At 74.5% G+C, this 26057-nt stretch carries 25 protein-coding genes and 1 pseudogene; 12 read left to right on the forward strand and 14 right to left on the reverse strand.

Annotation, left to right across the window (positions count from 1 at the left end; translation table 11 throughout):
- The first annotated feature begins 40 nt into the window (after positions 1–40).
- Positions 41–1129: an alpha/beta hydrolase fold domain-containing protein gene (locus KPL59_RS14515; RefSeq protein WP_226361107.1), complete on the forward strand. Its 1089-nt coding sequence runs from the start codon at positions 41–43 to the stop codon at positions 1127–1129.
- A gap of 10 nt (positions 1130–1139) precedes the next feature.
- Here the strand turns inward: KPL59_RS14515 and KPL59_RS14520 are convergent, their stop codons facing one another.
- The 3 genes from KPL59_RS14520 to KPL59_RS36915 form a co-directional block, all read right to left on the reverse strand.
- The gene (locus KPL59_RS14520; protein ID WP_226353579.1) at positions 1140–1427 is read right to left on the reverse strand and encodes a hypothetical protein; all 288 of its coding nucleotides are present in this window, start codon (positions 1425–1427) and stop codon (positions 1140–1142) included.
- Positions 1428–1511: 84 nt separating this feature from the next.
- On the reverse strand, positions 1512–2759 hold the full coding sequence (locus KPL59_RS14525; RefSeq protein WP_226361108.1) for a sorbosone dehydrogenase family protein: 1248 nt from the start codon (positions 2757–2759) through the stop codon (positions 1512–1514).
- Positions 2740–4023: a cytochrome P450 gene (locus KPL59_RS36915; protein WP_226361109.1), complete on the reverse strand. Its 1284-nt coding sequence runs from the start codon at positions 4021–4023 to the stop codon at positions 2740–2742. Before KPL59_RS36915 ends, KPL59_RS14525 begins: the two co-directional genes overlap by 20 nt.
- 120 nt (positions 4024–4143) lie before the next feature.
- Between KPL59_RS36915 and KPL59_RS14535 the strand changes: the two genes are divergently transcribed.
- The 4 genes from KPL59_RS14535 (at position 4144) to KPL59_RS14550 (ending at position 7388) form a co-directional block, all read left to right on the forward strand.
- A complete protein-coding gene (locus tag KPL59_RS14535; protein WP_226353581.1) occupies positions 4144–4650 on the forward strand; it encodes a hypothetical protein in 507 nt (168 codons plus the stop codon).
- A gap of 95 nt (positions 4651–4745) precedes the next feature.
- The gene (locus tag KPL59_RS14540) at positions 4746–5585 is read left to right on the forward strand and encodes a DUF4097 family beta strand repeat-containing protein (protein ID WP_226361110.1); all 840 of its coding nucleotides are present in this window, start codon (positions 4746–4748) and stop codon (positions 5583–5585) included.
- Positions 5586–5625: 40 nt separating this feature from the next.
- Positions 5626–6573: an ABC transporter ATP-binding protein gene (locus KPL59_RS14545; RefSeq protein WP_226361111.1), complete on the forward strand. Its 948-nt coding sequence runs from the start codon at positions 5626–5628 to the stop codon at positions 6571–6573.
- Positions 6570–7388: an ABC transporter permease gene (locus tag KPL59_RS14550; RefSeq protein ID WP_226361112.1), complete on the forward strand. Its 819-nt coding sequence runs from the start codon at positions 6570–6572 to the stop codon at positions 7386–7388. The genes KPL59_RS14545 and KPL59_RS14550 overlap by 4 nt, the downstream gene beginning before the upstream one ends.
- Here KPL59_RS14550 and KPL59_RS14555 read toward each other — a convergent pair.
- Positions 7353–8657 carry a cytochrome P450 gene (locus KPL59_RS14555; RefSeq protein WP_226361113.1) on the reverse strand — a complete coding sequence of 435 codons (1305 nt, stop codon included), beginning with the start codon at positions 8655–8657 and terminating at the stop codon, positions 7353–7355. The two genes, KPL59_RS14550 and KPL59_RS14555, sit on opposite strands and share 36 nt — an antisense overlap.
- A 134-nt stretch (positions 8658–8791) precedes the next feature.
- Here KPL59_RS14555 and KPL59_RS14560 point away from each other — a divergent pair, with 134 nt between their 5' ends.
- Positions 8792–9763, forward strand: a complete 972-nt coding sequence (locus KPL59_RS14560; RefSeq protein WP_226361114.1) for a DUF808 domain-containing protein — start codon at positions 8792–8794, stop codon at positions 9761–9763.
- A 44-nt stretch (positions 9764–9807) separates the two neighbouring features.
- Entirely contained in the window at positions 9808–10518 is a 711-nt protein-coding gene (locus tag KPL59_RS14565; protein ID WP_226361115.1) for a TIGR02206 family membrane protein, read from the forward strand.
- On the opposite strand, the gene KPL59_RS14570 is transcribed toward KPL59_RS14565, so the two are convergent.
- Positions 10469–11413, reverse strand: coding sequence for a LysR family transcriptional regulator (locus tag KPL59_RS14570; protein ID WP_226361116.1), 945 nt, complete (start codon positions 11411–11413; stop codon positions 10469–10471). The genes KPL59_RS14565 and KPL59_RS14570 overlap by 50 nt on opposite strands.
- Positions 11414–11517: 104 nt before the next feature.
- On the opposite strand from KPL59_RS14570, the gene KPL59_RS14575 reads away from it, so the two are divergent.
- Entirely contained in the window at positions 11518–12591 is a 1074-nt protein-coding gene (locus KPL59_RS14575; RefSeq protein ID WP_226361117.1) for a tartrate dehydrogenase, read from the forward strand.
- A gap of 47 nt (positions 12592–12638) precedes the next feature.
- Here KPL59_RS14575 and KPL59_RS14580 read toward each other — a convergent pair whose 3' ends face one another.
- Positions 12639–13007, reverse strand: a complete 369-nt coding sequence (locus KPL59_RS14580; protein ID WP_226361118.1) for a hypothetical protein — start codon at positions 13005–13007, stop codon at positions 12639–12641.
- Positions 13008–13045: 38 nt separating this feature from the next.
- On the opposite strand from KPL59_RS14580, the pseudogene KPL59_RS35720 reads away from it, so the two are divergent.
- Together KPL59_RS35720 and KPL59_RS14585 are read left to right on the forward strand one after the other, a co-directional pair.
- A pseudogene (locus KPL59_RS35720) lies at positions 13046–13234 on the forward strand (alpha/beta fold hydrolase); the annotation flags it as partial.
- A gap of 95 nt (positions 13235–13329) precedes the next feature.
- Positions 13330–13935, forward strand: coding sequence for an alpha/beta fold hydrolase (locus KPL59_RS14585; protein ID WP_255677091.1), 606 nt, complete (start codon positions 13330–13332; stop codon positions 13933–13935).
- A gap of 12 nt (positions 13936–13947) precedes the next feature.
- Here KPL59_RS14585 and KPL59_RS14590 read toward each other — a convergent pair whose 3' ends face one another.
- Positions 13948–15669 (reverse strand): sigma-54-dependent Fis family transcriptional regulator, encoded by a 1722-nt coding sequence (locus tag KPL59_RS14590; protein WP_226361119.1) that lies wholly within the window; start codon positions 15667–15669, stop codon positions 13948–13950.
- A 139-nt stretch (positions 15670–15808) separates the two neighbouring features.
- Here KPL59_RS14590 and KPL59_RS14595 point away from each other — a divergent pair, with 139 nt between their 5' ends.
- Together KPL59_RS14595 and KPL59_RS14600 are read left to right on the forward strand one after the other, a co-directional pair.
- A complete protein-coding gene (locus KPL59_RS14595; RefSeq protein ID WP_020622148.1) occupies positions 15809–17281 on the forward strand; it encodes an NAD(P)/FAD-dependent oxidoreductase in 1473 nt (490 codons plus the stop codon).
- A 61-nt stretch (positions 17282–17342) separates the two neighbouring features.
- Positions 17343–18152: an alpha/beta fold hydrolase gene (locus KPL59_RS14600; RefSeq protein ID WP_020622147.1), complete on the forward strand. Its 810-nt coding sequence runs from the start codon at positions 17343–17345 to the stop codon at positions 18150–18152.
- Between the two features lie 38 nt (positions 18153–18190).
- Here the strand turns inward: KPL59_RS14600 and KPL59_RS14605 are convergent, their stop codons facing one another.
- The 7 genes from KPL59_RS14605 to KPL59_RS14635 all read right to left on the reverse strand — a co-directional run bounded on the left by KPL59_RS14605 (position 18191) and on the right by KPL59_RS14635 (position 26032).
- Positions 18191–19126 (reverse strand): helix-turn-helix domain-containing protein, encoded by a 936-nt coding sequence (locus tag KPL59_RS14605; protein ID WP_075308544.1) that lies wholly within the window; start codon positions 19124–19126, stop codon positions 18191–18193.
- 22 nt (positions 19127–19148) lie between these two features.
- On the reverse strand, positions 19149–19604 hold the full coding sequence (locus tag KPL59_RS14610) for a CBS domain-containing protein (RefSeq protein WP_226350781.1): 456 nt from the start codon (positions 19602–19604) through the stop codon (positions 19149–19151).
- Positions 19601–20575 (reverse strand): NAD(P)/FAD-dependent oxidoreductase, encoded by a 975-nt coding sequence (locus KPL59_RS14615; RefSeq protein WP_226361120.1) that lies wholly within the window; start codon positions 20573–20575, stop codon positions 19601–19603. Before KPL59_RS14615 ends, KPL59_RS14610 begins: the two co-directional genes overlap by 4 nt.
- Positions 20572–20886 (reverse strand): ferredoxin, encoded by a 315-nt coding sequence (gene fdxA / locus KPL59_RS14620; protein WP_060713408.1) that lies wholly within the window; start codon positions 20884–20886, stop codon positions 20572–20574. Before fdxA ends, KPL59_RS14615 begins: the two co-directional genes overlap by 4 nt.
- 84 nt (positions 20887–20970) lie before the next feature.
- Positions 20971–23130 (reverse strand): molybdopterin-dependent oxidoreductase, encoded by a 2160-nt coding sequence (locus KPL59_RS14625; protein ID WP_226361121.1) that lies wholly within the window; start codon positions 23128–23130, stop codon positions 20971–20973.
- A gap of 142 nt (positions 23131–23272) precedes the next feature.
- Positions 23273–24124 carry a 3-hydroxybutyryl-CoA dehydrogenase gene (locus tag KPL59_RS14630; RefSeq protein WP_226361122.1) on the reverse strand — a complete coding sequence of 284 codons (852 nt, stop codon included), beginning with the start codon at positions 24122–24124 and terminating at the stop codon, positions 23273–23275.
- Between the two features lie 126 nt (positions 24125–24250).
- Positions 24251–26032, reverse strand: coding sequence for a lipopolysaccharide biosynthesis protein (locus KPL59_RS14635; protein WP_226350778.1), 1782 nt, complete (start codon positions 26030–26032; stop codon positions 24251–24253).
- Positions 26033–26057: the final 25 nt, after the last annotated feature.

The raw sequence follows: 26057 nt of genomic DNA on the forward strand, positions 1-26057 counted from the left end.
CAGGACACGATCGGTGTCACCCACCGCCCGAGGAGCCCACGTGAGCACCGACGCCGTCGTCCCCACCCGCGCACCCGGCCGGCTCGGGAACCCGTCGATGACGATCGGCGACGACCCGCGGGCCGACCCGCGGATGGTCGCGGTGCTGGAGGGCTTCGGACTGACCGGGCACGCCGACGACGCCCCGCTGGACCGCACCGCGGGCCGCCCGGCGCTGCTCGGCTTCGTCGACGCCGCCGAGGAGGGCTTCGAGGGGTTCTTCGCCGCGCTGTCCACGGGCTGGGCGCCGATGTCGGGCATCGACCGCACGACCCGGACCGTGCCCGGGGCCGACGGCCACGAGATCACCCTGTACGTCCACCGCCCGACCGGCGTGGACGGGCCGCTGCCGGTGATCTACCAGGTGCACGGCGGCGGGATGGTCATGCTGGCCGCCGAGGGTCCGCTGTACGTGCGGTGGCGCGACGAGCTGGCCGCGGAGGGCGCCGTCGTCGTGGGGGTCGAGTACCGCAACGGCGGCGGGCGGCTCGGGTCGCACCCGTTCCCGGCGGGTCTCGACGACTGCGTCACCGGCCTGCACTGGGTGCACGAGCACCTCACGGAGCTGGGCGGGACGCACGTCGTGGTCACCGGGGACTCCGGCGGCGCGAACCTCGCGCTCGGGCTGGCGGTCCGGGCCCGCCGCGACGGCTGGGCCGGGCGGATCGCCGGGGTGTACGCCCAGTGCCCGTACGTACTGGGGTCCTGGGACCGGGCGCCCGCGGACCTGGCGTCGCCGTGGGAGAACGACCGCTACTGGCTCAACCGGGAGCTGTTCCCGCTGCTCGCCGAGGTCTACGACCCGGGTTCCACGCACGCCGAGGACCCGACCTGCTGGGCCGCGGCCGCCCGGGCCGAGGACCTGCACGGGCTCCCGCCGCACGTGATCGCCTGCGCGGAGCTGGACCCGCTGCGCGACGAGGGTCTTGCCCACCACCGGCGACTGCTCGCCGCCGGGGTCCCCTCGGTCGGGCTGGTGTACCCCGGGCTCTGCCACGTCGGCATGATCCTGTTCCGCGACGCCATGCCCGACGTCTACGCCCACGCCGTGCGCGACGTCGTCGGTTTCGCCCGGTCGGTGCGCGGCTGACCCGGCCGGTTCAGGGCACCGCGGGCGGGGCCGCGTCGTCGCCGGTGTCCGGACGGACCCGGCGACGGCACCCGAGCACCACCAGGTGCGCGTCGAGCACCCGGGCGAGCAGGACCCGGTCGACCGGGGCGGTCACGGCCGGGTCGACCAGCATGGCGGCGACGTCGTGCTCGGTGCCGGTGCCGCCGAGTCCGGCGTAGCGGACCCAGACGTCGTAGGCGGACAGCCCGGACAGCGCCGCCGCCACCGGGAGCGACACCGGGAGCGACACCGGGACGGGTTCCTCGAACACGACCATCCGCGCCGCGTACCCGGTCCCGGACGGTTCAGACCTCGGACCCGGTCGCGTCGTCACCCCGGCCCGGGCCGGCCCCCGCGCGGGTCAGCTCGGGTCGACCCGGAGCACCCGGTCGTCGTCGCCGTTGGACGTCGTGACCAGCAGGGCCCCGTCCGGCGCGGAGTAGACCTCGCGCAGCCGCCCGAACTCCCCGTCGAGCTCCGTCGGGATCTCGACGTCGGAGACCGCGCCGTCGGTGCCCGCCGGGCCGACGCGCATCAGCAGCAGCTTCTGCCCGCGCAACGCGGCGACGGCGAGCATCCCGTTCCGCGGACCCCATGCGTCGCCGTCGAGGAACGCGGCGCCGGCCGGGGCCTCGGGCGGACTACCGGAGGACCACGCGGCGGGGACGGCGTCGGGGAAGCGGTCCCGGTCGGTCATCGGGACCGACTCGTCGTAGCTGGTCACCGTGCCGCCCTGCGAGGGGTCCCAGCCGTAGTTGGCGCCCGGGCGCAGCAGGTTCACCTCGTCATCGCGGGTGGGGCCGTGCTCGGCGGTGAAGATCCGCCCGGTGCCCGGCTCGACCGCGACGCCCTGAACGTTGCGGTGTCCGGAGGTGTGGACGAGCCGCTGGGCCGGGTCGGCGGCGTCGGCGAAGGGGTTGCCCGCCGCGGGCCCACCGGTGGCCGGGTCGACCCGCAGCGTCTTGCCGCCGAGCGAGGTGAGGTCCTGCGGGGTGGCGGGCATCGCCGCGTCTCCGGTCCCGACGACGAGCGCCCCGGTGTCGTCGACGGCGACCCGGCAGCCCGAGTGCCGCCCGCCCGAGGCGATCGGCAGCCCGCCGACCAGCGGGTCCGCGACCCGGGTCGCGGTGGCGCCGTCCGGGGACAGCGTCCAGGTGACCAGCCGGACGTCGACCGGGTTCCCGTTCTCGGCGTGGGTCTGGCAGGTGGTGAACCGGTTCGACGTCGCGAAGTCGGCGTGCACGGCCAGCCCCATCAGCCCGCCCTCGCCGCGGGCGAACACGTCGCCGAGGTCGGCGGCGACCGGGGTGACCGCGGTACCCGGGTCGAGCGAGGCGAGCAGCGACAGGCGCCCGGACCGCTCGGTGACCAGCGCGCGCCCGTCGGGCAGCACACCGACGCTCCAGACGTGGGAGAACCCGCCCGCGACGGGGGTGACCCGCAGACCGCCGTCCCCGGTCCGGGCCGGGGACGGCGCGGGCGGTGCGGGGGCCGGTGCCGCGGGCGCCGCGGCGCCGCAGCCCGCCACGCCCATCAGGACGACCGCCGCCACCGCCGTCCCGGCGCGGCGGACACGGGAGGCGATGCGATCACGGGTCACACCGGACATCCTGGCCCACACCGCCCATTCCGGCAGAGTGGTGGTGGGCGGGGAGCGCGTCCACCCGCACCTCCACCGCGTCCGCCCGCACGAACCCCAGGTCGGCGGGACCTTCGACGACCTCGGCGAGGCGCAGGGCGGGGAACCGGGTGACCAGTGCCCGCAGCCCGATCTCGAGCTCGGTGCGGGCGAGGGCCGCGCCCAGGCAGTAGTGCGCGCCCTGCCCGAAGCCGAGGTACCCCTCGCCGCGGCCCGGGTCGCGGGTCACGTCGAACTCCTCGGGCCGGTCGTGACGGCGCGGGTCGAAGTTGGCCGTCACCAGCCCGGCGACGACCGTGCTGCCCGCCGGGACCGTCGTGCCACCGACGTCGAGGTCGACGGCGGCGAAGCGCGGCGAGGACATCGGCACCGCTCCGCAGGTCCGCACGATCTCGTGCACCGCGACCGGCCAGCGCTCCGGCTCGTCCCGCAGCACGGCGAGCTGCTCGGGGCGGGTGAGCAGGACCAGCGCGGCCCGGGACAGGACGTGCGCGGTCGTCTCGAACCCGGCCAGCACCAGGTCGAACAGCAGCACCGCGAGCTCGTCGGCGTCGAGCCGGTCGCCGTCGTCGTGCACCGCGACCAGGGCGCTGACCAGGTCGTCGGCCGGGTCCGCGCGCCGGGCCGCGATCAGCTCGTGCACCTGGTCGTGCACGGCGTGGGCCGCCGCGGGCATCCGTGCGGGGTCGGGGGCCACGAGCAGCCGGGCCAGGGCCCGCCAGACCTCCCGGCTCTGCTCCGGCACGCCGACCAGCTCGCAGATCACCGCGATCGGCAGCGGGTGGCACAGCGCGGCGACGAGGTCGACCGAGGTGCCGTCGGCACCGGCGGCGGCGATGTCGTCGAGCAGACCGTCGGTGAGCGCCTCGATCCGCGGACGCAGCTCGCGGACCCGGCGCACGGTGAACGCGCGCGAGACCAGCCGACGCAGCCGAGCGTGGTCCTCGCCGTCACGGACGAGCAGACCCCGCCCGAGGTGGGCGAGCGCGTCGGGGAACCCGAGCGTCGCGAACACCCCCGCGATGCCCCGCCCGGCGCCGGGTACCGCGGCCGGATCGCTGCGCAGGCGCGGGTCGAGCAGCACGGCGTGGACGTCGTCGTGCCGGGTGACCAGCACCGCGGGCCCCATCGGGGTGTCGTCGAACGGCACCACGGGTCCCTGCTCCCGCAGCCGCCCCAGTCGCGCGACGGGGCAGCCCTCCCCGGTCGTGCGGCGTTCGGTGGTCCGGTCCACGTCGTTCTCCTCTCGTGACGGGTGGCTCGCCGGACCCAGCGGACACCCTGCCGCCGCGGCACGGTCAAGAACCGGCGCCACACGGTTGACGATGGCGCCATCATGCGCCATAGTTGCGCCATGGAGTTGGACGGATATGTCGACCGCCTGCGCACCGAGTTCTCCGCCCTGGGCGAGGCAGCGGGCGAGGAGACCCGGGCGGTCGCGGAGCGACTGCTCGCCCCCCTGCACTCGACGACCCGCCTGATCCTGCTGGAGGCGCTGGCCGAGGCGGCCGACGAGATCACCCTCGAGCTCGCTCCGGCGTCGGTGCACGTGCGGCTGCGCGGCAGCGATCCCGAGTTCGTCGTCACCGGGGCACCTGCCACGCCCCCGGCAGCGACGGAGGCGCCACCCGTGGCGCCATCGGCGCCGGCGGTCACCGACGGCGAGTCCGGGCCGGTCGCCCGGATCAACTTCCGGCCGCCGGAGACGCTCAAGACCCGGATCGAGGAGGCGGCCGGGCGGGACGGCCTCAGTGTGAACACCTGGCTGACCCGCGTGGCCGCCGCCGCGCTGGACCGCCCGGCCGCGACGTCCGACCGTCCCGACGCCGCCCGCCGTGGCCGCGTCGGCTGGTTCGGCTGAGCCGCGACCGATCCCCTTCTCCCACACCCGACCGACCCACACCTGACCCACACCTGACCCACGGCGTCACCGCGACGCCGAGGAGGCGATGCCCCATGCCCAGCTACGACACCCCCGAGCCCGTCACCGCGATCGTCGACCTCGCGATCGGTGACCTGCGCGTGACCGCCTCGGACCGCGCCGACACCGTCGTCGAGGTCCACAGCTCCGCGGCCGACCGCGCCCACGCGGACCAGGTCCGGGTCGAGCTGACCGGCCGCGAGCTGCGTGTCACCGGCCCGCGGCTCGGGCTGCTGCAGCGGTTCACCCCGGGCACCCCCGGCCGCACCGTCGAGGTCGAGATCGCACTCCCGGCAGGCTCCGCCCTGACCGCGAGCACCGGCTACGGCTCGGTCGTCGCCGAAGGCGCCCTCGGCGAGTGCACCGCGACGACCCGCTACGGCGACGTCCGCATCGACGACGCGGCCTCCGCCGACCTGAGCACCGCCTACGGCCACGTCCGGATCGGTGGCACCGTCACCGGTGACGCGACGGTCCGCTCCGACCACGGCGGCATGCAGATCCACCGCGTCGGCGGCAGCGCGACGCTGAGCAGCAAGCACGGCGTCGTCCGCGCCGACGAGCTGACCGGCGACGTCGAGGTGACCAGCACCCACGGCCCGATCGACGTCGACGAGCTCGGCGCGGGCGCCCGCGTCCGGACCGCCTACGGCGACGTCCGCCTCGGCCGGGTGCACCGCGGTGAGCTGTCGCTGACCAGCACGCACGGCCGCCTGGAGGTCGGTGTCGCCGAGGGCAGCGCCGCCTGGCTCGACCTCGACACCACCGGCCGGATCGGCAACGACCTGGACCCGCGCGAGGCCCCGGACGGCGGCGACACCGTCACCGTCCACGCCCGCTCCCGCGAGGGCGACATCGTCGTCCGCCGCGCCTGACACCCACCGTCCGCGATCCCGTCCACGAGAGGAACCACCCGTGCCCACACCCCCGCCCGCGATCGCCGTCGCCGCCCTGCACAAGTCCTACGGCGACCACGCCGTGCTCCGCGGCATCGACCTCGACGTCCCCGCCGGGACCGTGCTCGCCCTGCTCGGCCCGAACGGCGCCGGCAAGACGACGCTGGTCCGCATCCTGTCCACCCTGCTGCGGCCGGACTCCGGTCGGATCCGGATCGCCGGGAGGGACCCGGCGTCCGATCCCGACGGCGTCCGGGCCGCGATCGGGGTGACCGGCCAGTTCTCCGCCGTCGACGGCCTGCTCACCGGCGCGGAGAACCTGCGCCTGATGGCCGACCTGCACCACCTGCCCCGCGCCACCGTCCGCGCCCGCGCCCGGGAGCTGCTGGAGCGCTTCGACCTCGCCGACGCCGCCGACCGCCGCGCCGGCACCTACTCCGGCGGGATGCGGCGCCGCCTCGACCTGGCCATGACCCTGGTCGCGGACCCGGACGTGCTGTTCCTCGACGAGCCGACCACCGGGCTGGACCCCCGCAGCCGCCGCGACCTGTGGGCCGCGGTGCGCGAGCTCGTCGGCCGCGGCGTCACCGTGCTGCTGACCACCCAGTACCTGGAGGAGGCCGACCAGCTCGCCGACTCCGTCGCCGTCCTCGACGGCGGGCGCCTGGTCGCCCGCGGCACGCCCGCGCAGCTCAAGGCCCGGGTGCCCGGCGGGCACGTGCTGCTGCACCTCGCCGACGAGGACGCCCTGGCCGCCGCGCACGCCGCGCTGCCCGACGCCGTCGCCGACCCGGCGGTGCTGACGCTGCAGCTGCCCGCCACCGGTCCGCGCGACCTGCGGGCGCTGCTCGACCGGCTCGACCACGCCGGCGTCGACCCCGAGGGGCTGACCACCCACACCCCCGACCTCGACGACGTCTTCCTCGCCCTCACCGGGCACCCGGGCACTGCGGAGGTGGCGGCATGAGCACCGCGACCCTCGCCCCGGCCGACCGCCCCCGGCTGTTCGCCGACTCGACGACGATGCTGCGCCGCCGCATCCGGCACCTGCGCCGCTACCCCTCGCTGACGATCATGCTGATCGCCCAGCCGCTGGTGTTCCTGCTGCTGTTCGTCTACGTCCTGGGCGGCACGATGGGCGCCGGGCTGGGCGGGGACCGTGACGACTACCTGGCCTACGTCACCCCGGCCGTGCTGCTGCTGACCGTCGCGAGCGTCGCGATGGGCACCGCCATCGGGGTCGCCACCGATATGGCCGAGGGCGTCGTCGCCCGCTTCCGGACGATGGCGATCGCCCGCTCCAGCGTGCTCACCGGGCACGTCGCCGGGGCGTTCGTGCAGACCGTGCTGGGCCTGGTCGTCGTGCTCGGCGTGGCGTTGGCGCTGGGGTTCCGCAGCGACGCCGGACCGCTGGCCTGGCTCGGCGTCGCCGGGATGCTGGCGCTGCTCACCGTCGCGCTGACCTGGCTGACCGTCGCGCTCGGGTTGGCCGCGGACAGCGTGGAGACGGCGAGCAACACCCCGATGTTCCTGATGCTGCTGCCGTTCCTGGGCAGCGGGTTCGTGCCGGTGGAGTCGATGCCGACCGCGCTCCGGTGGTTCGCGGCGTACCAGCCGTTCACCCCGGTCATCGACACCCTGCGCGGGCTGCTCGGCGCCGGCCCGGGCAGCGGCGCCGGGCTCGGCACCGACGCCGCACTCGCCGTCGGCTGGTGCCTGGTGATCACCGTCGGGAGCCTGCTGTGGTCACGCCGGCTCTACGAGACCCGCGCCGCGCGCTGAGGGGCTCCGCTCCGCCGGCGGGCGGTCCACGTGGACGGGCAGAGCGGGCAGCCGCTCGAAGCCCAGCCGCGACGGGCCGTCCGCCGGCTCGGCGAGCCGCAGGCCCGGGAAGCGCGTGACCAGCGCCGACAGCACGACCTCGACCTCCTGCCGGGCCAGCGCGGCGCCCAGGCAGTAGTGCGCGCCGTGCCCGAACCCGAGGTGCCCCTCCCCGCGGGCGGGGCGGCGGCGGACGTCGAGCTCGTCGGGCCGGTCGACGACGCGGGGATCGAAGTTGGCGGAGAGCAGACCGGGCAGCACCGCCGTCCCCGCCGGGACCGGGGTACCGGCGATCTCGGTGTCCTCGACCGCGTACCGGGGCGCGCCGGCCGGGACCGGTCCGCAGGTGCGGACCAGCTCGTGCACCGCCGTCGGCCACAGCTGCGGGTCGGCGCGCAGGGCGTCGAGCCGGTCCGGCCGGCTGAGCAGCGCGAGCGTGCCCTTGGCCAGGACGTGCGCGGTCGTCTCGAACCCGGCGACGGTGAGGTTCACCGTCATGTCGAGCAGCTCCTGCTCCGAGAGCCGGTCGCCGTCGTCGTCGTGCACGGTCACGAGCGCGGACAGCAGGTCGTCGGCGGGCTCACGGCGACGGGCCTCGATCAGCGCGCGGACGTGGGCGACCATCCCCCGCGTGACGTCCGGCATCCGTCCGGGGTCGGGCTGGATCAGCAGCCGGGCGAACTCCCGCCAGCGGTCGCGGTCGTCCTCGGGCACCCCGACGAGCTCGCAGATCACGGTGATCGGCACCGGGTAGGCCAGCGCCTCCACCAGGTCGACCGGGCTGCCGTCGGCGCCGGCGGCGGCGATGTCGTCGAGCAGACCGGACACGATCGCCTCGACCCGCGGACGCAGCCCGGCGACCCGGCGCACGGTGAACGCCCGGGAGACGAGCCGGCGCAGCCGCGCGTGGTCCTCGCCGTCCCGGGACAGCATCGGGCGACGCAGCAGCTCCAGGTCCTCGGGCAGCCCGATGATCCCGGTCTGGGCGTTGCGCAGGAAGTTCTCGGCCTGCGGCACCGCGGCCGCGTCGAGCCGGAAGCGGTCGTCGGTCAGCAGCGCCCGGACCTCGGCGTCCCGGGTCACGAGCAGCCCCTGCTGGGTGGGCCGTCCGGGCACCTCCAGCGGGATCTCGACGACCGCGGCCACCTCGCGCAGCCCGGAGAAGGCGGCGACCGGGTCGGCCGGGTCGACGGCCGGGTCGGTGGTGGGGGCGATCGCGTCCTTGTCCATGCGCCCGAGTGGACACCGTGCCGCCGCGGCACGGTCAAGCCCGACATCGGTGCGGGTTCGGTCCCGTTCGTCCGCTCCGGGCCGTAGGCTCCGCGCGTGCGCACGGATTCGGCCCTGCAACGGACGGTGACCCGATGAGCGGACTCTTCGCCCTGCTCGACGACATCGCGGCCCTGGCCCGCCTCACGACGGCGTCGCTGGACGACATCGCGGGCGCGGCCGGGCGGGCCGGGGCCAAGGCCGCCGGCGTGGTCGTCGACGACGCCGCCGTCACCCCCCCCCGCTACGTCCAGGGCCTCAAGCCCGAGCGCGAGCTGTCGATCATCTGGCGGATCGCCAAGGGCTCGCTGCGCAACAAGATCGTCTTCATCCTGCCGGTCGCGCTGATCCTCTCCCAGTTCGCGCCGTGGCTGCTGACCCCGATCCTGATGGTCGGCGGCTGCTACCTGGCCTACGAGGGCGCGGAGAAGCTCTGGGAGTACTTCTCCGGGCACTCCGAGCACCCCGAGGAGCGCGACGAGAAGGTCGCCGCGGACCCGGCGGAGAACGAGCGCCGGGTCGTCTCCGGCGCCGTGCGCACCGACTTCATCCTCTCGGCCGAGATCATGGTCATCGCGCTGAACGAGGTGGCGTCCGAGGGCATCGTGGCCCGGGCGATCATCCTGGCCGTGGTCGCCGTCGCGATCACCGCGCTCGTCTACGGCGCCGTCGCGCTCATCGTGAAGATGGACGACGTGGGCCTGGCACTGGCCGAACGCGGGTCCGGCCCCGTCGCGTCGTTCGGGCGCGGGCTGGTGAAGGCCATGCCGATCGTGCTGACGACGCTCTCGGTCGTCGGCGTCGCGGCGATGCTGTGGGTCGGTGGGCACATCCTGCTCGTCGGGACGGACGAGCTGGGCTTCTCCCCGATCTACGACCTGGTGCACCACCTGGAGGTGGCCGTCGCCGACGCGACCGGCGTGCTGGGCGGGTTCCTGGGCTGGCTCACCAACACCGTCGGCTCGGCGATCCTCGGGGTCGTGGTCGGCGCGGTGATCGTCGCCGTGGCGCACCTGATCCCGAAGCGGAGGAAAAAGGACGACGCCGCCGGGACCGCCGACGCCTGATCCCCGGTCCGCCACGATCGGGCGGAGTCGGTCATCATCGGGCGATGGGAGATACCGGCGTCTTCGTGCCCTACAGCGCGACCCACTGGGCCGCGCTGACCGTCGGCGTCCTCGGCGGCGTCGCGCTGGTGGTGCTCGGACGCCGACTGCGCGGCACCCCGGCCGAGCTGCGCGTCTCCCGGGCGTTCGCCGTGGTGGTCGTCGTGCTGCTGGTCCCGCTGCAGCTGCGGCTGCTGACCCCGCAGACCTTCGACGTCCACATCTCGCTGCCGCTGCAGCTGTCGGACCTGTCCTGGGTCACCGCCGCCGTCGCCCTGTGGACGCGTCGCTGGTGGGCGTGCGCCCCGCTGTACTACTGGGGTCTCACGCTGACCCCGCAGGCGCTGCTCACCCCGGCCACCGACTCCCCCGACTTCCCGCACGTGGCGTTCCTGCACTTCTGGGCGCTGCACCTGCTGGTGACCTGGGCGGCGGTGTACCTGACCTGGGGTGCCGGGGTGCGGCCGAGCTGGCGCGGGATGGGCGTGACGCTGGCGGCGACGATCGCCTGGGCGGCGGTGGTGCTGCCGTTCAACCTGGCCGCGGGAACCAACTACGGCTTCCTCGCCCACAAGCCGACCAACGCCTCCGCGCTGGACCTGCTGGGGCCGTGGCCGGTCTACCTGGTGGTCGAGTTCGTGCTGGTGGCGGTGGGGTGGGCGGTGATCACGTGGCCGTGGACGCGGAGGCAGGAGCGGGAGCGGGAGCCGGCCTGACCGGCAGCCGCCGCGCCAGCCCGTCGACGAGGTGGTCGAGCACTGCGCGGACCCGCCGGGGCGGGTCCGCCCCGTGCACGGCCAGCAGGTCCGCCGACGGCGTCGGGATGTCCGCCAGCACCTGCACCAGCTCCCCCGACACGAGAAGCGGCGCGACCTGCCACAGCGAGCGCATCACCAGCCCACGCCCGGCCCGGCACCACGCCGTCGCGACCTCGCCGTCGTTGCAGGTCATCGCGCCCGTCACGCGGACCCCGACGGCGTCGGCGTCGGTCCCGAAGCGCCAATGGGCATAGACGGTGTCGTTCTCCCGGATCACGATGCAGTCGTGTCCGCCCAGGTCGGCGGGGGTGCGCGGGACGCCGCGGCGGCCCAGGTACGACGGCGCCGCGCACACCACGCGCCGGTTGCGGTGCAACACCCGGGCGTGCAGCCGCGAGTCGGGCAGCGGTCCGACGCGCACCGCGAAGTCGTAGCCGGAGCCGCCGACCGCGACCGGCAGGTGCGACAGCTCCAGATCGATGCGCAGGTCCGGGTTGGCCGCCTCGAAGGTGCCGAGCAGCGGCGCGACGTGCGCCCGGCCGAACCCCATCGACGAGTGCACCGCGATCCGTCCGTGCAGTCCCGAGCGACGACGGCCGATCTCGTCCTCCAGGTCGTCGATCCGGCCCAGCACGTCGCGGGCGCCCTCGGCATAGCGGCGGCCCTCGTCGGTCAGGGTGAGACGGCGGGTGGACCGGTTGACCAGGCGGACGCCCAGACGTCGTTCCAGGCGGGCGAGCCGCTTGCTGACCGCCGACACCGACACACCCCACTGGCGCGCCACCTCCGTCAGTGTGCCTGCGGCGGCGACCCCGGCGAAGAAGCTCAGGTCGTCGAACTCGGGCAGCTCCACACCTGCTCCTTTCCCCTGCGGAAAGACTGTCCGGCCAGGACGACGGTTCACCGCATCCGGTTCGCCGATCAGGATAGAAGCAACCGAGTCGAGGAGGACATGACATGACCGCGCACCGCATCGCCGTCATCCCCGGGGACGGGATCGGCAAGGAGGTCGTCCCGGAGGGCGTCCGGGTGCTGACCGCGGCCGCGGAGCGGTTCGGGATCGGGCTGGAGTTCACCGAGTTCGGCTTCGCGAGCGCCGACCACTGGCTCGAGCACGGCACGATGCTGCCCGAGGACTGGTTCGAGCAGCTGTCCGGTTTCGACGCGCTGTTCTTCGGTGCCGTCGGGTGGCCGGAGGTGGTGCCCGACCACGTGTCGCTGTGGGGCAGCCTGCTGCAGTTCCGGCGCCGCTTCGACCAGTACGTCAACCTGCGCCCGGCCCGGCTGCTGCCGGGCGTCGCCGCGCCGCTGGCCGGCCGCGCACCCGGCGACATCGACATGCTGATCGTCCGGGAGAACACCGAGGGCGAGTACTCCTCGGTGGGCGGGCGGATGTTCTCCGGCACCGACCGGGAGGTGGTGATCCAGGAGACCGTGATGACCCGTATCGGGGTCGACCGGATCCTGCGCTACGCCTTCGAGCTCGCGCGCCGCCACCCGAACCGGCACCTCACCTCGGCGACCAAGTCCAACGGCATCGCGATCACCATGCCGTACTGGGACGAGCGGGTGGCCGCGATGGCGGCGCAGTACCCCGACGTCGATGTCGACTCCGCCCACATCGACATCCTCGCGGCGCGGTTCGTGATGAGCCCGGAACGCTTCGACGTCGTCGTGGCCAGCAACCTGTTCGGCGACATCCTGTCCGACCTCGGCCCGGCCTGCACCGGCACGATCGGCATCGCGCCGAGCGCGAACATCAACCCGGAGCGGGAGTTCCCGAGCCTGTTCGAACCCGTGCACGGGTCGGCACCGGACATCGCCGGGAAGGGCGTCGCGAACCCTGTCGGCCAAATCTGGTGCGGGTCGATGATGCTGGAGCACCTCGGCGAGCACGAGGCCGCGGCGGCCGTGCTGGCCGCGGTCGAGGACGTCGTCGGGCGGGGCGGCGCGACCGTCACCCCGGACCTGGGCGGCACCGCGACGACCGCCGAGCTGGGCGCGGCGATCGCCGCGGTCGTGCGGGGATGAGCCCGTCCGGCCCCGGCCTGCGCGCCCCGGCGACCGGGCGGCGCGGCTCAGCCTGCGAGGAGTGCGACCAGGCGACGGGCCGCGTCGGGCGGCAGCCTGCGACGGCCGCGCAGGTGCCGGAACACCGGCGCGAGCACCGGGTCGGCCAGCAGCTCGGCCCGCGGTACCGGCCGTCCGACCGGCACGACGACGCCCGCCGCGTGCCGTCCGCCGGGGTGCGGCTCGGCGGGACCGGTGAACGCGAACAGCGCCGTCACGCCGCCGCCCGGCCCGGTCCGGTAGACCACGGCCCGGTCGCCCGGCGCGGTCCCGGCCAGGCAGCAGGGCTCCTGGGGCGGGTCGGCGACCTCGTCGGCGTCCCAGAGCAGGACGGTGTCCGGCAGCGCGGCGTCGGGTCGCACGGGGTCGGTCGGCACGGGATCCGTCCTACCCCAGTCCGCGGGGGTCCGGCGCGATGAGCCCACGAACCCTGCTGCCCGCCCCGTTCACCGCCCGCACGGTCGACGCCGCGGGGACCGCGGTGCACACCGTCGTCGGCGGTGCCGGACCTCCGCTGCTGCTCCTGCACGGCTACCCGCAGACCCACGCGATCTGGCACCGGGTCGCCCCGCTGCTCGCCGACCGGTTCACCGTCGTCGCGACCGATCTGCGCGGCTACGGCGACAGCGCCAAACCCGCCCCGGGCCCTGACGACGCCGCCTACGCCAAGCGCGCCATGCCGCCGACCAGCTCGCCGTCATGCGGGTGCTCGGGTTCGACCGGTTCGCCGTCGCCGGGCACGACCGCGGCGGACGGGTCGCGCACCGGCTGGCCCTGGACGCGCCGGACGCGGTGTCGGCGCTGGCGGTGCTCGACATCGTCCCGACCCGGCACGCGTTCGACACCGCCGACGCCACCTTCGGGCTCGGCTACTGGCACTGGTTCTTCCTGACCGCCCCGGCCGGGATCCCGGAGCGCCTCATCGCGGGCGACCCGGAGTTCTGGGTCACCGCCCGGATGCGGTCGCGCCACCACGGCGGCACCCCGTTCGACGAGCGTGCCGTCGCCGAGTACGTCCGCTGCTTCGCCGACCCGGCCGCGATCGCCGCGTCGTGCGCCGACTACCGGGCCGCCGCCGGGATCGACCGCGTCGACGACGAGGCCGACGCGGGCCGCCGGGTCACCGCACCGCTGTTGGCCCTGTGGGGCGCGCACTCCTTCGTCGGGCGGTCCTACGACGTGCCCGCGGTGTGGGCCGGCTACGCCACGGACGGGCGTGGGACGGCCCTGGACGCCGACCACTACCTCCCCGAGGAGCGGCCGGAGGAGGTGGCGCGCGAGCTGGCGGCGTTCCTGACCCGGTGACCGGTGCGGGGGTCAGTCCGTGATCCGGTACTGCGCGATCTTCCGGTAGAGCGTCGACCGGGCCACGCCCAGCACCGCGGCCGCCGCGGCCCGGTTCCCGTCGGTGTCCCGCAGCGCGGCGACGATCGCGTCCCGCTCGGCCCGGTCCACCGCCCGCAGCGTCGCGGACGGCGCGCTCTGGCAGGACTCGGGCAGGTCGGTCGCCTCGATCACACCGACCGGACGCCGCCCCAGGGCCGCGGTCAGCGCGTCGCGCAGCTCGGTCACGTTCCCCGGCCACGGGTGCCTGCTCACCGTCCGCAGCGCCCCGGCGGACAGCCGCACGTCGCGGCCGGGCGCGAGCTCGGCGAGCAGCGCGGCGACCAGACCGGGGAGGTCTCCGGGGCGGCCGCGCAGCGGCGGGACCGGCACCGACACCCGGAACCGGGCCAGTACGGCGTCGCGGACGGAGTCGGGGACGGCGGCGTCCGCGCGGGTACCGGCGATCGGCAGGTCCCCGCGCGCGACGGCGGGCGGCACACCGGCGTCGCGCCGGTCGAGGTCGCGCAGCAGCACCAGCACCCGCTCCCCGGCCCGCCCGACGCGGTCGTCGAGGTCGGCGCCGTCGTCGTCCGGCCCGACCTCGACGACCGGGCCGGGCCAGGAGTCGGTGACCAGCCGCGCCCGCCCGGCGCCGGGCTCGCCGGTGACCAGCAGCGGTGCCCCCGCCCCCAGCGCCGCGACGACGGCGGCCTGCGCCGTCCGCCAGGCCGGGCTCAGCCCGTCGGCGGCGGACCGGGGGGTCACCGGGACCGGTCCGGTGGGGTCGCCGCCGTCGGGCTCGCGCAGCAGCGTCACCACCGCCACCAGGCCGGCGACCGACCCGCCCGCCGGTACGACCGCGCCGCGCAGCCGCGCCCGCGTCCCCGACGGCAGCTCCACCCGGTCGTCGACGCCGGGGCCGCGCAGCAGCAGGAACCGGGCGTGGTCGGTGAGCGCGGCGTGGTCGTCCGCGTCGAGCAACGTCTGCATCGCGGTGTTCGCCAGCACCGTGCGGCGCCCGACGGCGAGCACCGCCCGCCGGGTGCGGGACTCGGTGCGGGCGTAGGCGTCGAACAGGGCCTGCTGGGCGGGGTCGCGGTCGTGCAGCAGGGCGTCGGAGATGCGGGCGGCCGCGGAGCGCACCAGCGACAGCAGCAGCGGCGAGGAGTGCTCCGCGCGGCAGGACAGGTCCAGCACCGCCTCGACCCGCCCGGTCGACGGGTCGCGCACGGGGGCGCCGGCGCACGCGTAGTCGTGCAGCTGCTCGACGAAGTGCTCGGCGCCGACGATGTGCACCGGCCGGCCGGACTCCAGCACGGTCCCGACCCCGTTGGTCCCGACCGCGCCCTCGGCGTAGCCGAAGCCCGCGGCGAACGCGTTGACGTCCGCGGACCGCGCGATCACCGCGTCGGTGTCGAGGCGCACCAGCAGCCGGGCACGGTCGTCGGTGAGCGCGACGCACACCCCGATCCCGGCGACCTGCTCGGCCAGCTGCTCCATGACCGGGCGCGCGCACCGGACCAGCCGGGAACCGGTGTCGAGGTCGGGGTGGAAGCGGTTCGCGATCGTCGCGGGGTCCACCCCACCCGCGATGCTGCGCCGCCAGGACGCGACGACGTGACCGGGCACGCCGGGCGGTGCGGCGTCGGGCCGGTCGAGCAGCTCGGCCCGAGCGGACACGAGCTCGCGACGGCGTGCGAGCAGATCCCCCATCGACGCACCTCTCTGTGCTCGTCATCACATGATGCGGCACCGGTCAACACCCCCCGGTGTCCGAAGTTCGGACACCCGGGGACCGGGCCGGCCGCCCTAGCGTCGAGAGACCGCCGTCACACCTGCACCCGGAGGACCCATGGCCGCCACGACCAGCGAGCACGTCGACGTCCTGATCGTCGGGGCCGGGGTGTCCGGCATCGGCGCCGCCCACCGGCTCCGCGAGGAGTTCCCGGACCGGAGCTTCGTGCTGCTGGAGGCCCAGGACGCCCCCGGTGGGACCTGGTGGACCCACCGCTTCCCCGGGGCCCGCTCCGACAGCGACCTGTTCACCTACGGCTACCGGCACAAGCCGTGGACGGGGCCGTCGATCGCCGCGGGCGCAGAGATCCTGGCCTACCTCGACGAGGTCATCGATGAGGACGACCTGGCCGGGCACATCCGGTACCACCACCGCGTCACCGCGCTGAGCTGGTCGTCGGCGGAGAACCGGTGGACCGCGGAGGTGACGCGCACCGACACCGGCGAGACCCTGTCGATGACCGCGTCGTTCCTGTGGATGTGCCAGGGCTACTACAACCACGACGAGCCCTACACCCCGCAGTGGCCCGGCCTCGAGCAGTACGCGGGGACCGTCGTGCACCCGCAGTCCTGGCCGTCGGACCTCGACGTCACGGGCAAGAAGGTGCTGGTCATCGGGTCCGGCGCCACCGCGGCGACGGTCGTCCCGGCGACGGCGGCGACCGCCGAGCACGTGACGATGCTGCAGCGCTCGCCGTCGTACTGGTTCCCCGCGCCGACCGTGCACGACCTCGCGACGATGCTGGAGCCCCTCGACCTGCCCGCCGAGTGGACCCACGAGATCCTGCGCCGCACCTACGTCCAGCAGCTCGACTGGCTGGCCACCACCGGCCGCGACGACCCGGACGCGCTGCACGAGTTCCTGATCGAGTCGATCCGGCCACTGCTCCCCGAGGGCACCGACATCGAGAAGCACTTCGTCCCCCGCTACCGCCCCTGGCAGCAGCGCATCGCGTTCGTACCCGACGGCGACTTCTTCGCCGCGATGCGCGAGGGGAAGGCGTCGGTCGTCACCGACACCATCGCCCGGTTCACCGAGAAGGGCGTCGAGCTGGACTCCGGGGAGGTCATCGAGGCCGACGTCGTCGTCACCGCGACCGGGTTCGACCTGGCCGTGTTCGGCGACATCCCCTTCACCGTCGACGGCGAGCCGGTCGACTTCACCCGCCACGTCACCTGGCGCGGGCTGATGATCGAGGGCATCCCGAACATGGCCTACGCCTTCGGCTACTTCCGGCACAGCTGGACGCTGCGGATCGACCTGGTCAACGACCTGATCGGCCGCATCCTCGCGCGCATGGACGAGCGCGGCCACCAGGTCGTCGTCCCCACCGTCGCACCGCAGGACGCCGACATGCCGCGCCTGCCGTGGGTCTCGGAGGAGAACTTCAACCCCGGCTACATCGGGCGGTCCGCGCACCGGATGTTCGGCCAGGGCGACCGCGAACCGTGGACCCACATGCACGAGCACGACGTCGACCGGGTCGAGCTGCCGAAGGCCGACCTCGACGACGGCCTCCAGTACCGCTGAGCACCGCCGAGCACCGCCGAGCACCGCCGACCCCGACCGCACACCCCCGAGGAGACCCACCGTGCCCCGCATCACCGTGTCCACCGGCGTCGAGCTGCACTACGAGACCGCAGGCGACGGCGACCCGCTGCTCATGATCATGGGGACGTCCGGCGCGATCCCGCTCTGGGGCGAGCTCGCGCACCGGCTGGCCCAGACCCACCGGGTCATCACCTTCGACAACCGGGGGCTGGGCGGCAGCGACCGCGGGTCCGGGCCGATCACGGTCGGGTCGATGGCCGCCGACACCTCCGCGCTGCTCGACGCCCTGGAGATCCCGCGCGCGCACCTGCTCGGCTGGTCGCTGGGCTCGGCCGTCGCGCAGGAGATCGCGCTGGCCCGCCCCGGGCAGGTCGCCTCGCAGGTCCTCTACGGCACCTGGGGCCGCACCGACGGCTTCCAGCGCGCGGTGCTGAGCGCGCTGCGCCTGCCCTACGTGCACCGCGACATGGAGTCCGCGCTGACCGCGTCGGGGCTCGCGTTCTCCCCGCAGGCACTCGACGACCCGAACGTGGGCGCGCTGCTGGAGGCGCTGCTGCCGGCGTTCCCGCAGGACGAGGCACAGATGCAGGTGACCGTCGAGCAGTGGGACGCCGACCTCGGCCACGACACCCTCGACCGGCTGGACGCGATCACGGCACCGACGCTGGTCGCGGTGGGCGAGCAGGACCTGCTGACCCCGCCATGGCAGTCCCGTGCGGTGGCCGAGCGCATCCCGGGCGCCCGCTTCGAGCTGGTGACCGGGCCGGGGTCCAGCCACTGCATGCACCTGGAGCGGCCCGAGGACCTGACGAAGCTGGTCACCGGGTTCCTCGGCGAACAGCGGATCTGAGCGGAGCGGCCGGGCGGGCCTCCCCGCCCGGCCGGCCCTCAGGACTCGCGGTGCGCCTTCGGGGACCGCCCGAACCGGGTCCGGAAGGCCCGGCTGAACGCCGCCGGGTCCGGCATGCCCCATCGGGCGCCGATCGCGCCGACCCCGACGTGCGCGAGCTCGGGGCGGCGCAGGTCGGCCCAGGCGCCCTGGAGCCGTTCCTCCCGGATCGCCCCGGCCACCGTGGTCCCCTCCTCGGCGAACAGCTTGTGCAGGTAGCTGACCGAGATCGCACAGGCGGCCGCCACCCCGGCGGGGTCGAGGTCCCGGTCGGCGATGTGCTCGCGGATGAACCCGCGGGCCCGGGTGACGTGCAGGTTCTCCGGGGCGGCCGCCGGTACGGTGCTGCGCACCAGCGCGACGAACACGTCCCCGATGGTGCGGGCGACGGCCTCCTGGGCGGCCTCGGGCACGTCGTCGCCGATCGCGCGGTTCAGCGACGACAGCAGCGGCGGGAGCATCGCGCCGATGCCGCGACGGCCGTCGAAGGTGATCGCGGTGACGGCGGCGGTCTCGGCGGCCGACAGCGGCAGGGCGCCCTTCGGGTGCAGGCAGACCTGGTACTCGAAGCAGTCCGAGGTGACGAAGGTGAACGGCCGGCTGCTGTCGTAGATCACGAACTCGCCGGGGCCGATCACCGCCTCCCGCCCGTCCTGGACGACCAGGGTGCGTCCACGGCGGGCGAGCGCGATCTGGAGGAAGTCCTCGTCTGCGGAACGAACTTGCCGTACAGTCCTGTCGAAGCGGTGCGGAACCGAGGCTATCCGCCGCAGGTGAGTACCCGCGACGGACGCCGCCGTCACTCGTCCGGAGACCAGGCCGCCGGTGGAGGGCCTGACGTCGAGGGGCACGAACTGGTCGCAGACCGTCGAGCGCCAGAAGTCCAACCGGTCGGTCTCGGCCACGGTGGTGGTGTCGAGCGTGACCAAAGCCATACCCGAGCATCGCACGCGCACGTCACGATCGTGTAGCTCCGATGTGAGGAACGCGTTCCGCGGCGCGTGCCCGGACCCCTTCCTCCGTGCAGAACCCGGCCCCGGAGCGCTTGAGACAGAGCAGGCCCAGCAGCCGGCCCCGGTCGTCGACGACGGCCAGGCGCCGCCGGCCGGCCGCGGCCATCGCGCCCCGTACGGACTCGGCGTCGGCGGCCGGGGCGACGGTCCGGCCGGAGAGCCCACCGAGCCAGCGCACCGGCGCGGCGGCGGGGCGCCCCTCCAGGTCGGCCCGCTCGACGACGGTGAGCAGCACCCCCCGGTCGACGACGAGCAGCGCGTGCACGTGTCCGTCGCGCAGGGCCTCGCGTGCCTGGTGCACCGTGGTGGTGCGCCCGCAGGTCTTCGGGCAGCCGATCATCGCCCGCCCGACCGTGCCCGGCGACCACCCGCCGCCGGGCCCCGCGGCCGGGGCGCTCATGCCGCGTCGCTCGAGTGGCCGGGCACGACCGGCAGGTCCGGTCGCACCAGCGGGACGAGGTTGTTGACCGCCAGCGCGGCCTCGCCGAACCCGACCGAGATGAGCCGGACCTTGCCCTCGAAGTCGGTGATGTCCCCGGCCGCGAACACCCGCGGCAGCGTCGTGCGCATGGACCGGTCGACGGCGACGTGGCGCCGGCTCATCCCGATCCCCCAGCTCGACAGCGCGGCCAGGTCGGCCTTGAAGCCGAGCGCGGCCACGAGCTCGTCGACCTCCAGCGTCTCGACGCCGTCCGGGCCGGCGACGTCGACCTCGGCCACCCGGTCGTCGCCGCGGACGTCGGCGACCTCGTAGGGGGTCAGGATCCGCACCGAGGAGGCACGCAGCTCGGTGACACTGCGCTCGTGCGCGCGGAAGGCGTCGCGCCGGTGCACCAGGGTGACCGACGCGGCCAGCGGCTCCAGGCACAGCGCCCAGTCCACCGCGGAGTCCCCGCCACCGACGATCAGCACGTCCCTGCCGGTCAGCTCGGCCGGGCGCGGCACGGCGTAGCGCAGCCCGCGTCCGACGTAGTCGCCGCCCGCGGGCAGCGGGCGCGGGGTGAACCGGCCCATCCCGCCGGTGACCAGCAACGCGCCCGCCCGGATCCGCACGCCGCGGTCGGTGGTGACCGCGACGCCGTCGTCGAACTGCTCCAGCCCGACGGCGTCGTGCCCGAGCAGGTAGGTCGGTTCGGCCAGGGCCGCCTGCTCGATCAGGGAGTCGACCAGGTCCTGGGCGCGGACCCGGGGAAAGCCGGCGACGTCGAACACCGGCTTCTCCGGGTAGAGCACCGACATCTGCCCGCCGAGCTGGTCCAGGGCGTCGACCACGACCACCGACAGCCCGCGGAAGCCGGCGTAGTAGGTGGCGTAGAGCCCGGTCGGTCCGGCACCGACGACGACCAGGTCCGCGCTGAGCTCGCCGCTCACCGGGGCTTCCGCGCAGCGACGATCGGGTGGTCGCCGTCGGCGGGGTCGGCGTCCTCGCCTCCGCCGGAGAAGCCCTGCTCGCGCACGAACAGCGCGTTCGCCTCGACGAAGTCGAGCTGTTCGGCGGGCATCTTGTGCTCCCAGTGGATGGCCTCGCTGGGGCAGGCGGGCATGCACTTGCCGCAGTCGACGCACTCGTCGGGATGGATGTACATCATCCGCTCCCCCGGGTAGATGCAGTCGACCGGGCACTCCTCCATGCAGGCACGGTCCTGCACGTCGATGCAGGCTTCGGTGACGACGTAGGCCACGGGGTCTTTCCTCCGATGTGGACGGTGGTGGCAGGTGGGTGGGCGGCCCGGCCGGAGAGGGGGGCTCCGGCCGGGCCGCGTGGCTCAGGCGGTCTCGACCTCGACGAGGGTGTCGGAGAACGTGGGCGCGTTGCCCAGGTCGCCGAACACCGTCGGGTTGACGGCGGCCAGGGTGGAACCCGCCTTGGAGTTCTTCCGCCAGCCGCCCATCGGGCTGACGACCACGCCGGGGGACACGGTGTCCTGCAGCGAGGCGAGGACGGTGAACTCACCGCGGTCGTTGAACACCCGCACCGGGGACCCGTCGGTGATGCCGCGGGCGGCGGCGTCGTCCGGGTGCACGATCAGGGTGTGCTCGTTCGCGACGCGGCGGTGGAACTCGTGGCTGCCGAAGCTGGAGTTCACGAACGCGTGCGACTTGGGCGTGAGCAGGTTCAGCGGGTAGCGCGCCGCCAGCTCCGGGTCCGCCGCGGCGGACTCGCGCGGCGGGATGTAGTGCGGCAGCGGGTCGACCGGCTCGCCGGGCTGGTGGTCGTTGGAGCCCTGCCGGAACAGCGGGACGACGAAGTTCCCGCCCGCCGCGGCGGAGGAGACGAACTCGACCTTGCCCGACGGCGTCGGGAAACCGCCCTCCGCGTGCGGGGCGTAGGCGTCCGGGGCGGGGACGTTGAGCCGCTGCCAGCCCTGCTCCTTCAGCGACTCGACGGTGATCCCCTCCATGTGCGGGTGGGACCAGTCGAACGCCTCGGCGATCATCTCGGCGTCGGTGCGGCGGAAGACCGGGTCGTCGAAGCCCATCGCGGCCGCGATCCGGCGGAACATCTCGGTGTTCGGGACGGCCTCGCCGAGCGGCTCGATCGACTGGTGGTTGTAGGTCACGTAGAGGTGGCCCCAGGAGAACATGATGTCGTCCTGCTCGAGCTGCGTCGTGGCCGGCAGGACGATGTCGGCGTACTCCGCGGTGTCGGTCATGAACTGCTCCGACACGACCGTGAACAGGTCCTCGCGCTGCAGACCCGCGATCAACCGGTCCTGGTCGGGGGTGGTGACGACCGGGTTGGAGTTGTAGACGAACAGGCCCTTGATCGGCGGCCCGGCCGGCAGGTCACCGGACAGCGCGGCACCGAGCCGGTACTGGTTGATGACGCGGGTGCCCGGGGTCAGCATCTCCGGGTGCATGAAGGCGCCCCAGTTGACCGGGAACGCCCACAGCGGCAGCTGCAGGATCCCACCGCCGGGCTTGCGCCAGGCGCCGACGAGGCCGGGCAGGCAGGACAGCGCGCGCACGGTCTGGCCGCCGCCCGCGTGCCGCTCGACGGCGACGCCGATCCGGATCACCGACGGCTGGGCGCCGGCGTACTCGCGGGCCAGCGTGCGGATGGTCTCGGCGGGCACGCCGGTCTCGGACTCGGCCCACTCGGGGGTGTAGCGGGACACGCGCTCGGCGAACTCGTCGTAGCCGACGGTGTGGTTCGCGATGTAGTCGTCGTCGGTCAGTCCCTCGGCGATGATCACGTTCGCCATGGCCAGGGCGAGAGCGCCGTCGGTGCCGGGGCGGATCGCGATGTGCTGGTCGGCGGCGGCCGCGGTGCGGGTGCGGACCGGGTCGACGACGACGACCTTCGCCCCGTTCTTCTTCGCCTTCGCGATGTAGGGCCACAGGTGCAGGTTGGTGCTCATGATGTTGCACGCCCACACCAGGATGAACTTGGAGTGCACGAGGCTCTCCGGGTCCACGCCGGCGGTGTCGCCGATGGTCATGGCGTAGGCGGTGCAGGAGCCGGAGTCGCAGTAGGTGCGCTCGGCGACGGTGGCGCCCAGCTTGGCGAAGAACGGGTCGCCGACGTTCAGGCCGTTGAGGATGCCCTGGGTGCCCAGGTAGCTCACCGGCATGATGGCCTCGGGGCCGTGCTCGTCGGCGATCGCCCGGAACCGGGTCGCGATCTCGGTGACGGCGTCGTCCCAGCTGATCCGCTCGAAGCGGCCGCTGCCCTTCGGTCCGGTCCGGCGCATCGGGAACAGCACGCGGCCCGGGTCGTAGACCCGGTCCAGGTAGTTGTTGACCTTCACGCACAGACCGCCGTTGGTGTACGGGTGGTCCGGGTCGCCGACGACCGAGGTGGCCTTCCCCTCGCCGTCGACGGTCACCAGCATCGCGCAGGTGTCCGGGCAGTCCTGCGGACAGGCGGCCTTGACCACCTTCTCCGTCACGGTGGTCGCCGGGGCCTCGTGCGTCGCGGTCATGGATGCTCCTCGCCTCGTGGTGGGATGGCGTCGCCCACGAGACTGGCCGCCCGACGACCTGCGGTCTTGGCCCGGGGAGCACACCCGTTGTCCCGGGGAGCACAACCGCGCTCCCCGGGTACGGGGCTGCGGAGCAGGTGGCTCAGGAGTAGGTGTAGAAGCCGCGCCCGGCCTTCTTGCCGAGCAGCCCGGCGTCGACCATGCGGGCCAGCAGCGGCGGCGGCGCGTACAGCGGCTCCTTGAACTCCGCGTACATCGACTCGGCGACGGCCTGCACGGTGTCCAGGCCGATCAGGTCGGACAGCGCGAGCGGGCCCTGCGGGTGTGCGCAGCCGCGGACCAGTCCCTCGTCGATGTCCTCGGCGGTGGCGAAGCCGGACTCCATCATCCGGATCGCCGACAGCAGGAACGGCACCAGCAGCGCGTTGACGACGAACCCGGCGCGGTCCTGGCAGTCGATCGCCTTCTTGCCGAGCCCCTCCTCGACGAAGGTGCGGGCGGCGGCGAGCGTGTCGTCGGCGGTCATCAGGCTCGGGACGAGCTCGACCAGCGACAACACCGGCACCGGGTTGAAGAAGTGGATGCCGACGACCTTCTCCGGCCGCTTCGTCGCCACCGCCAGCTTCATGATCGGGATGGACGACGTGTTCGACGCCAGCACCGCGCCGGTGTCGGTGACGAGCCGGTCCAGCTCCCGGAAGACGCCGGTCTTGAGGGCCTCGTCCTCGGCGATCGCCTCGACGACGAGCTCCCGGTCGGCCAGCGCGTCCAGGCCCTCGATCACCTCGATGCGGGCCAGGACCTCCTCCGCCGAGTCGATCCGGCCGCGCTTCTCCGCCCGGGCCAGCGACGACTCCAGCCGCGCTCGGCCGGCCTCCACGGCGGCGGCGGCGGCGGAGGTCTCCACGACCCGCACGCCGTACCCGGCCCGTGCCGCGACCTCCGCGATCCCGGATCCCATCTGGCCGCAGCCGACGACGCCTACGCGCTCCATGAGCACCTCGTTCCCTCGCACGCGTCCCGGGATCTCCGGGACACCGACGGTCGACGACCTCCGTCGTCGTCGGACCGTGCACAACCCTGCCCGCAGGGCGTGTCCGGGCGCACGCGGGGCGTCGGCTCAGCGGCGGTCGGCGGGCGTCCCGACCGTCCGCGGCACGTCACCGCGGCCGACGGCGGGCAGCTGCACGGTGGCGTCGTCCACCGGGGCCGCGGGAGCGGCGGGCCCGGTCGGGAGCGCGGGTCCGGCAGACGCCGCGGGGGCTGCGGGGTCCGCGGGATCTACAGGGCCGGGTCCGGAGCCGGCCGGGCGCGGCCCGCGGGGAGCCCCGCCCCCGCGCAGGCTCCGCACCACGCCGAGCTCGGCAGCGAACCGTCCGCGCAGTACGACCAGCGTCCCGAGCGTGGCGATCCCGCCGGCCAGGGCGGCGACGGCGAGGGTGACCAGGTCGATCCCGAGCGGGCGGACCAGCGTCGCGACGCCCCAGGTCGCCGCGACGGTCAGCACCAGCGCCGGGACGTGCTTGAGGTACATCCGCAGGACCGCGCCCATCAGGCCGGGTGAGACCCGTGCGGAGAACTGCAGCATCACCAGGAAGTGGATCACGATGGCGAGCGAGGCCCCCGCCGCGACGCCGACCAGGCCCCACAGCAGCCCACCCGTCACGGTCAGCACGACGACGTAGCCGGCGTAGAGCCACTGCCGCCAGGCCGCCCGGTAGACCGCGCCGGTGGCCCGGGTCAGCGAGGTGCTGATCTTGTAGGAGGTGCGCGGCAGCAGCACCAGCGCGAACAGCTGCACGAGCGGCACGACGGCGTCCCACTGGTCGCCGAGCAGCACGTGCACGACTTCGGGCGCGAGCACGCACAGCAGGACCGCGGCCGGGACGGTGACCAGCGCGACGAGGCTGGCGCTGCGGACGTAGGCGGCGCGCAGCCGGGGGCCGTCGTCGCGGACCCGGGCCATAGCCGGGAACAGCGCCTTGTCCGCGGCACCGCCGATGATGTTGGCCGGCTCGGAGAGCAGGTTGTAGGCACGGCCGTAGACACCGAGCGGGCCGGTGCCCAGGGCGTTGGCGACGACGAGCTTGTCGGCGTTGAGCGCGAACCAGTTGCCGAGCTGGGCCAGGGAGAAACCGGTGCCGTAGCCGAGCAGCGGACGCAGCCGGGCCCAGCTCGCGGCAGGGCCCTCGGGCCGGAACCGGGGACGGGTCAGCACGAGGTAGCCGACGCACTTGGCGACGGCGGCGGCGATCTCGCCGTAGGCGAGCGCGGTGGCACCGAACCCGGCCGCGGCCAACGCCACGCTCACCCCGATCAGCGCCGGCCCGGCCGCGACGAGGTCGACGGTGGCCATCGAGCGGAACCGCAGGTCGCGTTGCAGCAGTCCGAGCGGCGTCGCGGCGGCACCTGCGAACAACAGCGCCACCGACAGCAGCGGCAGCAGCCCGGAGTCGGCGGGCAGCCCGACGAGCGGGCTGAGCACCGGAGAGCCGGCCGCGAGCACGGCCGCGAACACCGCGGCGACCAGCACCGAGAACCAGAACGCGGCCGTCACGTCGCGGTCGTCGAGACGTTCGCGGTGCACCAGCGACGCGGCGACGCCGAGCTGGGTCACCAGCTGGGTCAGCCCGACGACGAGCAGCGCGGCCGCGGCGGCACCGAACTCGTCCGGGGTCAGCAGCCGGGCGAGCGCGACGGTGGCGCCGATCTGCAGGACCGCCTGGCCGACGGTGCCGGTGAACGCCCAGGCGAAGCCGCGCGCGGTCCGTGTCGTGAGCGAGGGTCCGCCCGTCGCCCGGTCCGGCGACGACGGCGGGCCGTCCGGCGGCGGTGGGTCGGCCGGGACGGGCCGCAGGGGCCGGGTCGGGTCGTCGGGCAGGTCGCCGCCGGGTCCGGTCACGCGGGTCCTCCGGTCGTCGGGGCGG

This window comes from Pseudonocardia sp. ICBG1142 (assembly GCF_020496255.1).
Lineage (GTDB): Bacteria > Actinomycetota > Actinomycetes > Mycobacteriales > Pseudonocardiaceae > Pseudonocardia.

Coding starts and splice junctions, on each gene's coding strand:
- KPL59_RS14535 (WP_226353581.1), top strand. CDS start 4,144: ATGGAGTTGGACGGATATGTCGACCGCCTGCGCACCGAGTTCTCCGCC.
- KPL59_RS14560 (WP_226361114.1), top strand. CDS start 8,792: ATGAGCGGACTCTTCGCCCTGCTCGACGACATCGCGGCCCTGGCCCGC.
- KPL59_RS14605 (WP_075308544.1), bottom strand. CDS start 19,126: ATGGCTTTGGTCACGCTCGACACCACCACCGTGGCCGAGACCGACCGG.
- KPL59_RS14555 (WP_226361113.1), bottom strand. CDS start 8,657: ATGGACAAGGACGCGATCGCCCCCACCACCGACCCGGCCGTCGACCCG.
- KPL59_RS14585 (WP_255677091.1), top strand. CDS start 13,330: ATGCGGGTGCTCGGGTTCGACCGGTTCGCCGTCGCCGGGCACGACCGC.
- KPL59_RS14575 (WP_226361117.1), top strand. CDS start 11,518: ATGACCGCGCACCGCATCGCCGTCATCCCCGGGGACGGGATCGGCAAG.
- KPL59_RS14540 (WP_226361110.1), top strand. CDS start 4,746: ATGCCCAGCTACGACACCCCCGAGCCCGTCACCGCGATCGTCGACCTC.
- KPL59_RS14520 (WP_226353579.1), bottom strand. CDS start 1,427: ATGGTCGTGTTCGAGGAACCCGTCCCGGTGTCGCTCCCGGTGTCGCTC.
- KPL59_RS14595 (WP_020622148.1), top strand. CDS start 15,809: ATGGCCGCCACGACCAGCGAGCACGTCGACGTCCTGATCGTCGGGGCC.
- KPL59_RS14565 (WP_226361115.1), top strand. CDS start 9,808: ATGGGAGATACCGGCGTCTTCGTGCCCTACAGCGCGACCCACTGGGCC.
- KPL59_RS14630 (WP_226361122.1), bottom strand. CDS start 24,124: ATGGAGCGCGTAGGCGTCGTCGGCTGCGGCCAGATGGGATCCGGGATC.
- KPL59_RS14625 (WP_226361121.1), bottom strand. CDS start 23,130: ATGACCGCGACGCACGAGGCCCCGGCGACCACCGTGACGGAGAAGGTG.
- KPL59_RS14525 (WP_226361108.1), bottom strand. CDS start 2,759: ATGTCCGGTGTGACCCGTGATCGCATCGCCTCCCGTGTCCGCCGCGCC.
- KPL59_RS14610 (WP_226350781.1), bottom strand. CDS start 19,604: ATGAGCGCCCCGGCCGCGGGGCCCGGCGGCGGGTGGTCGCCGGGCACG.
- KPL59_RS14550 (WP_226361112.1), top strand. CDS start 6,570: ATGAGCACCGCGACCCTCGCCCCGGCCGACCGCCCCCGGCTGTTCGCC.
- KPL59_RS14590 (WP_226361119.1), bottom strand. CDS start 15,669: ATGGGGGATCTGCTCGCACGCCGTCGCGAGCTCGTGTCCGCTCGGGCC.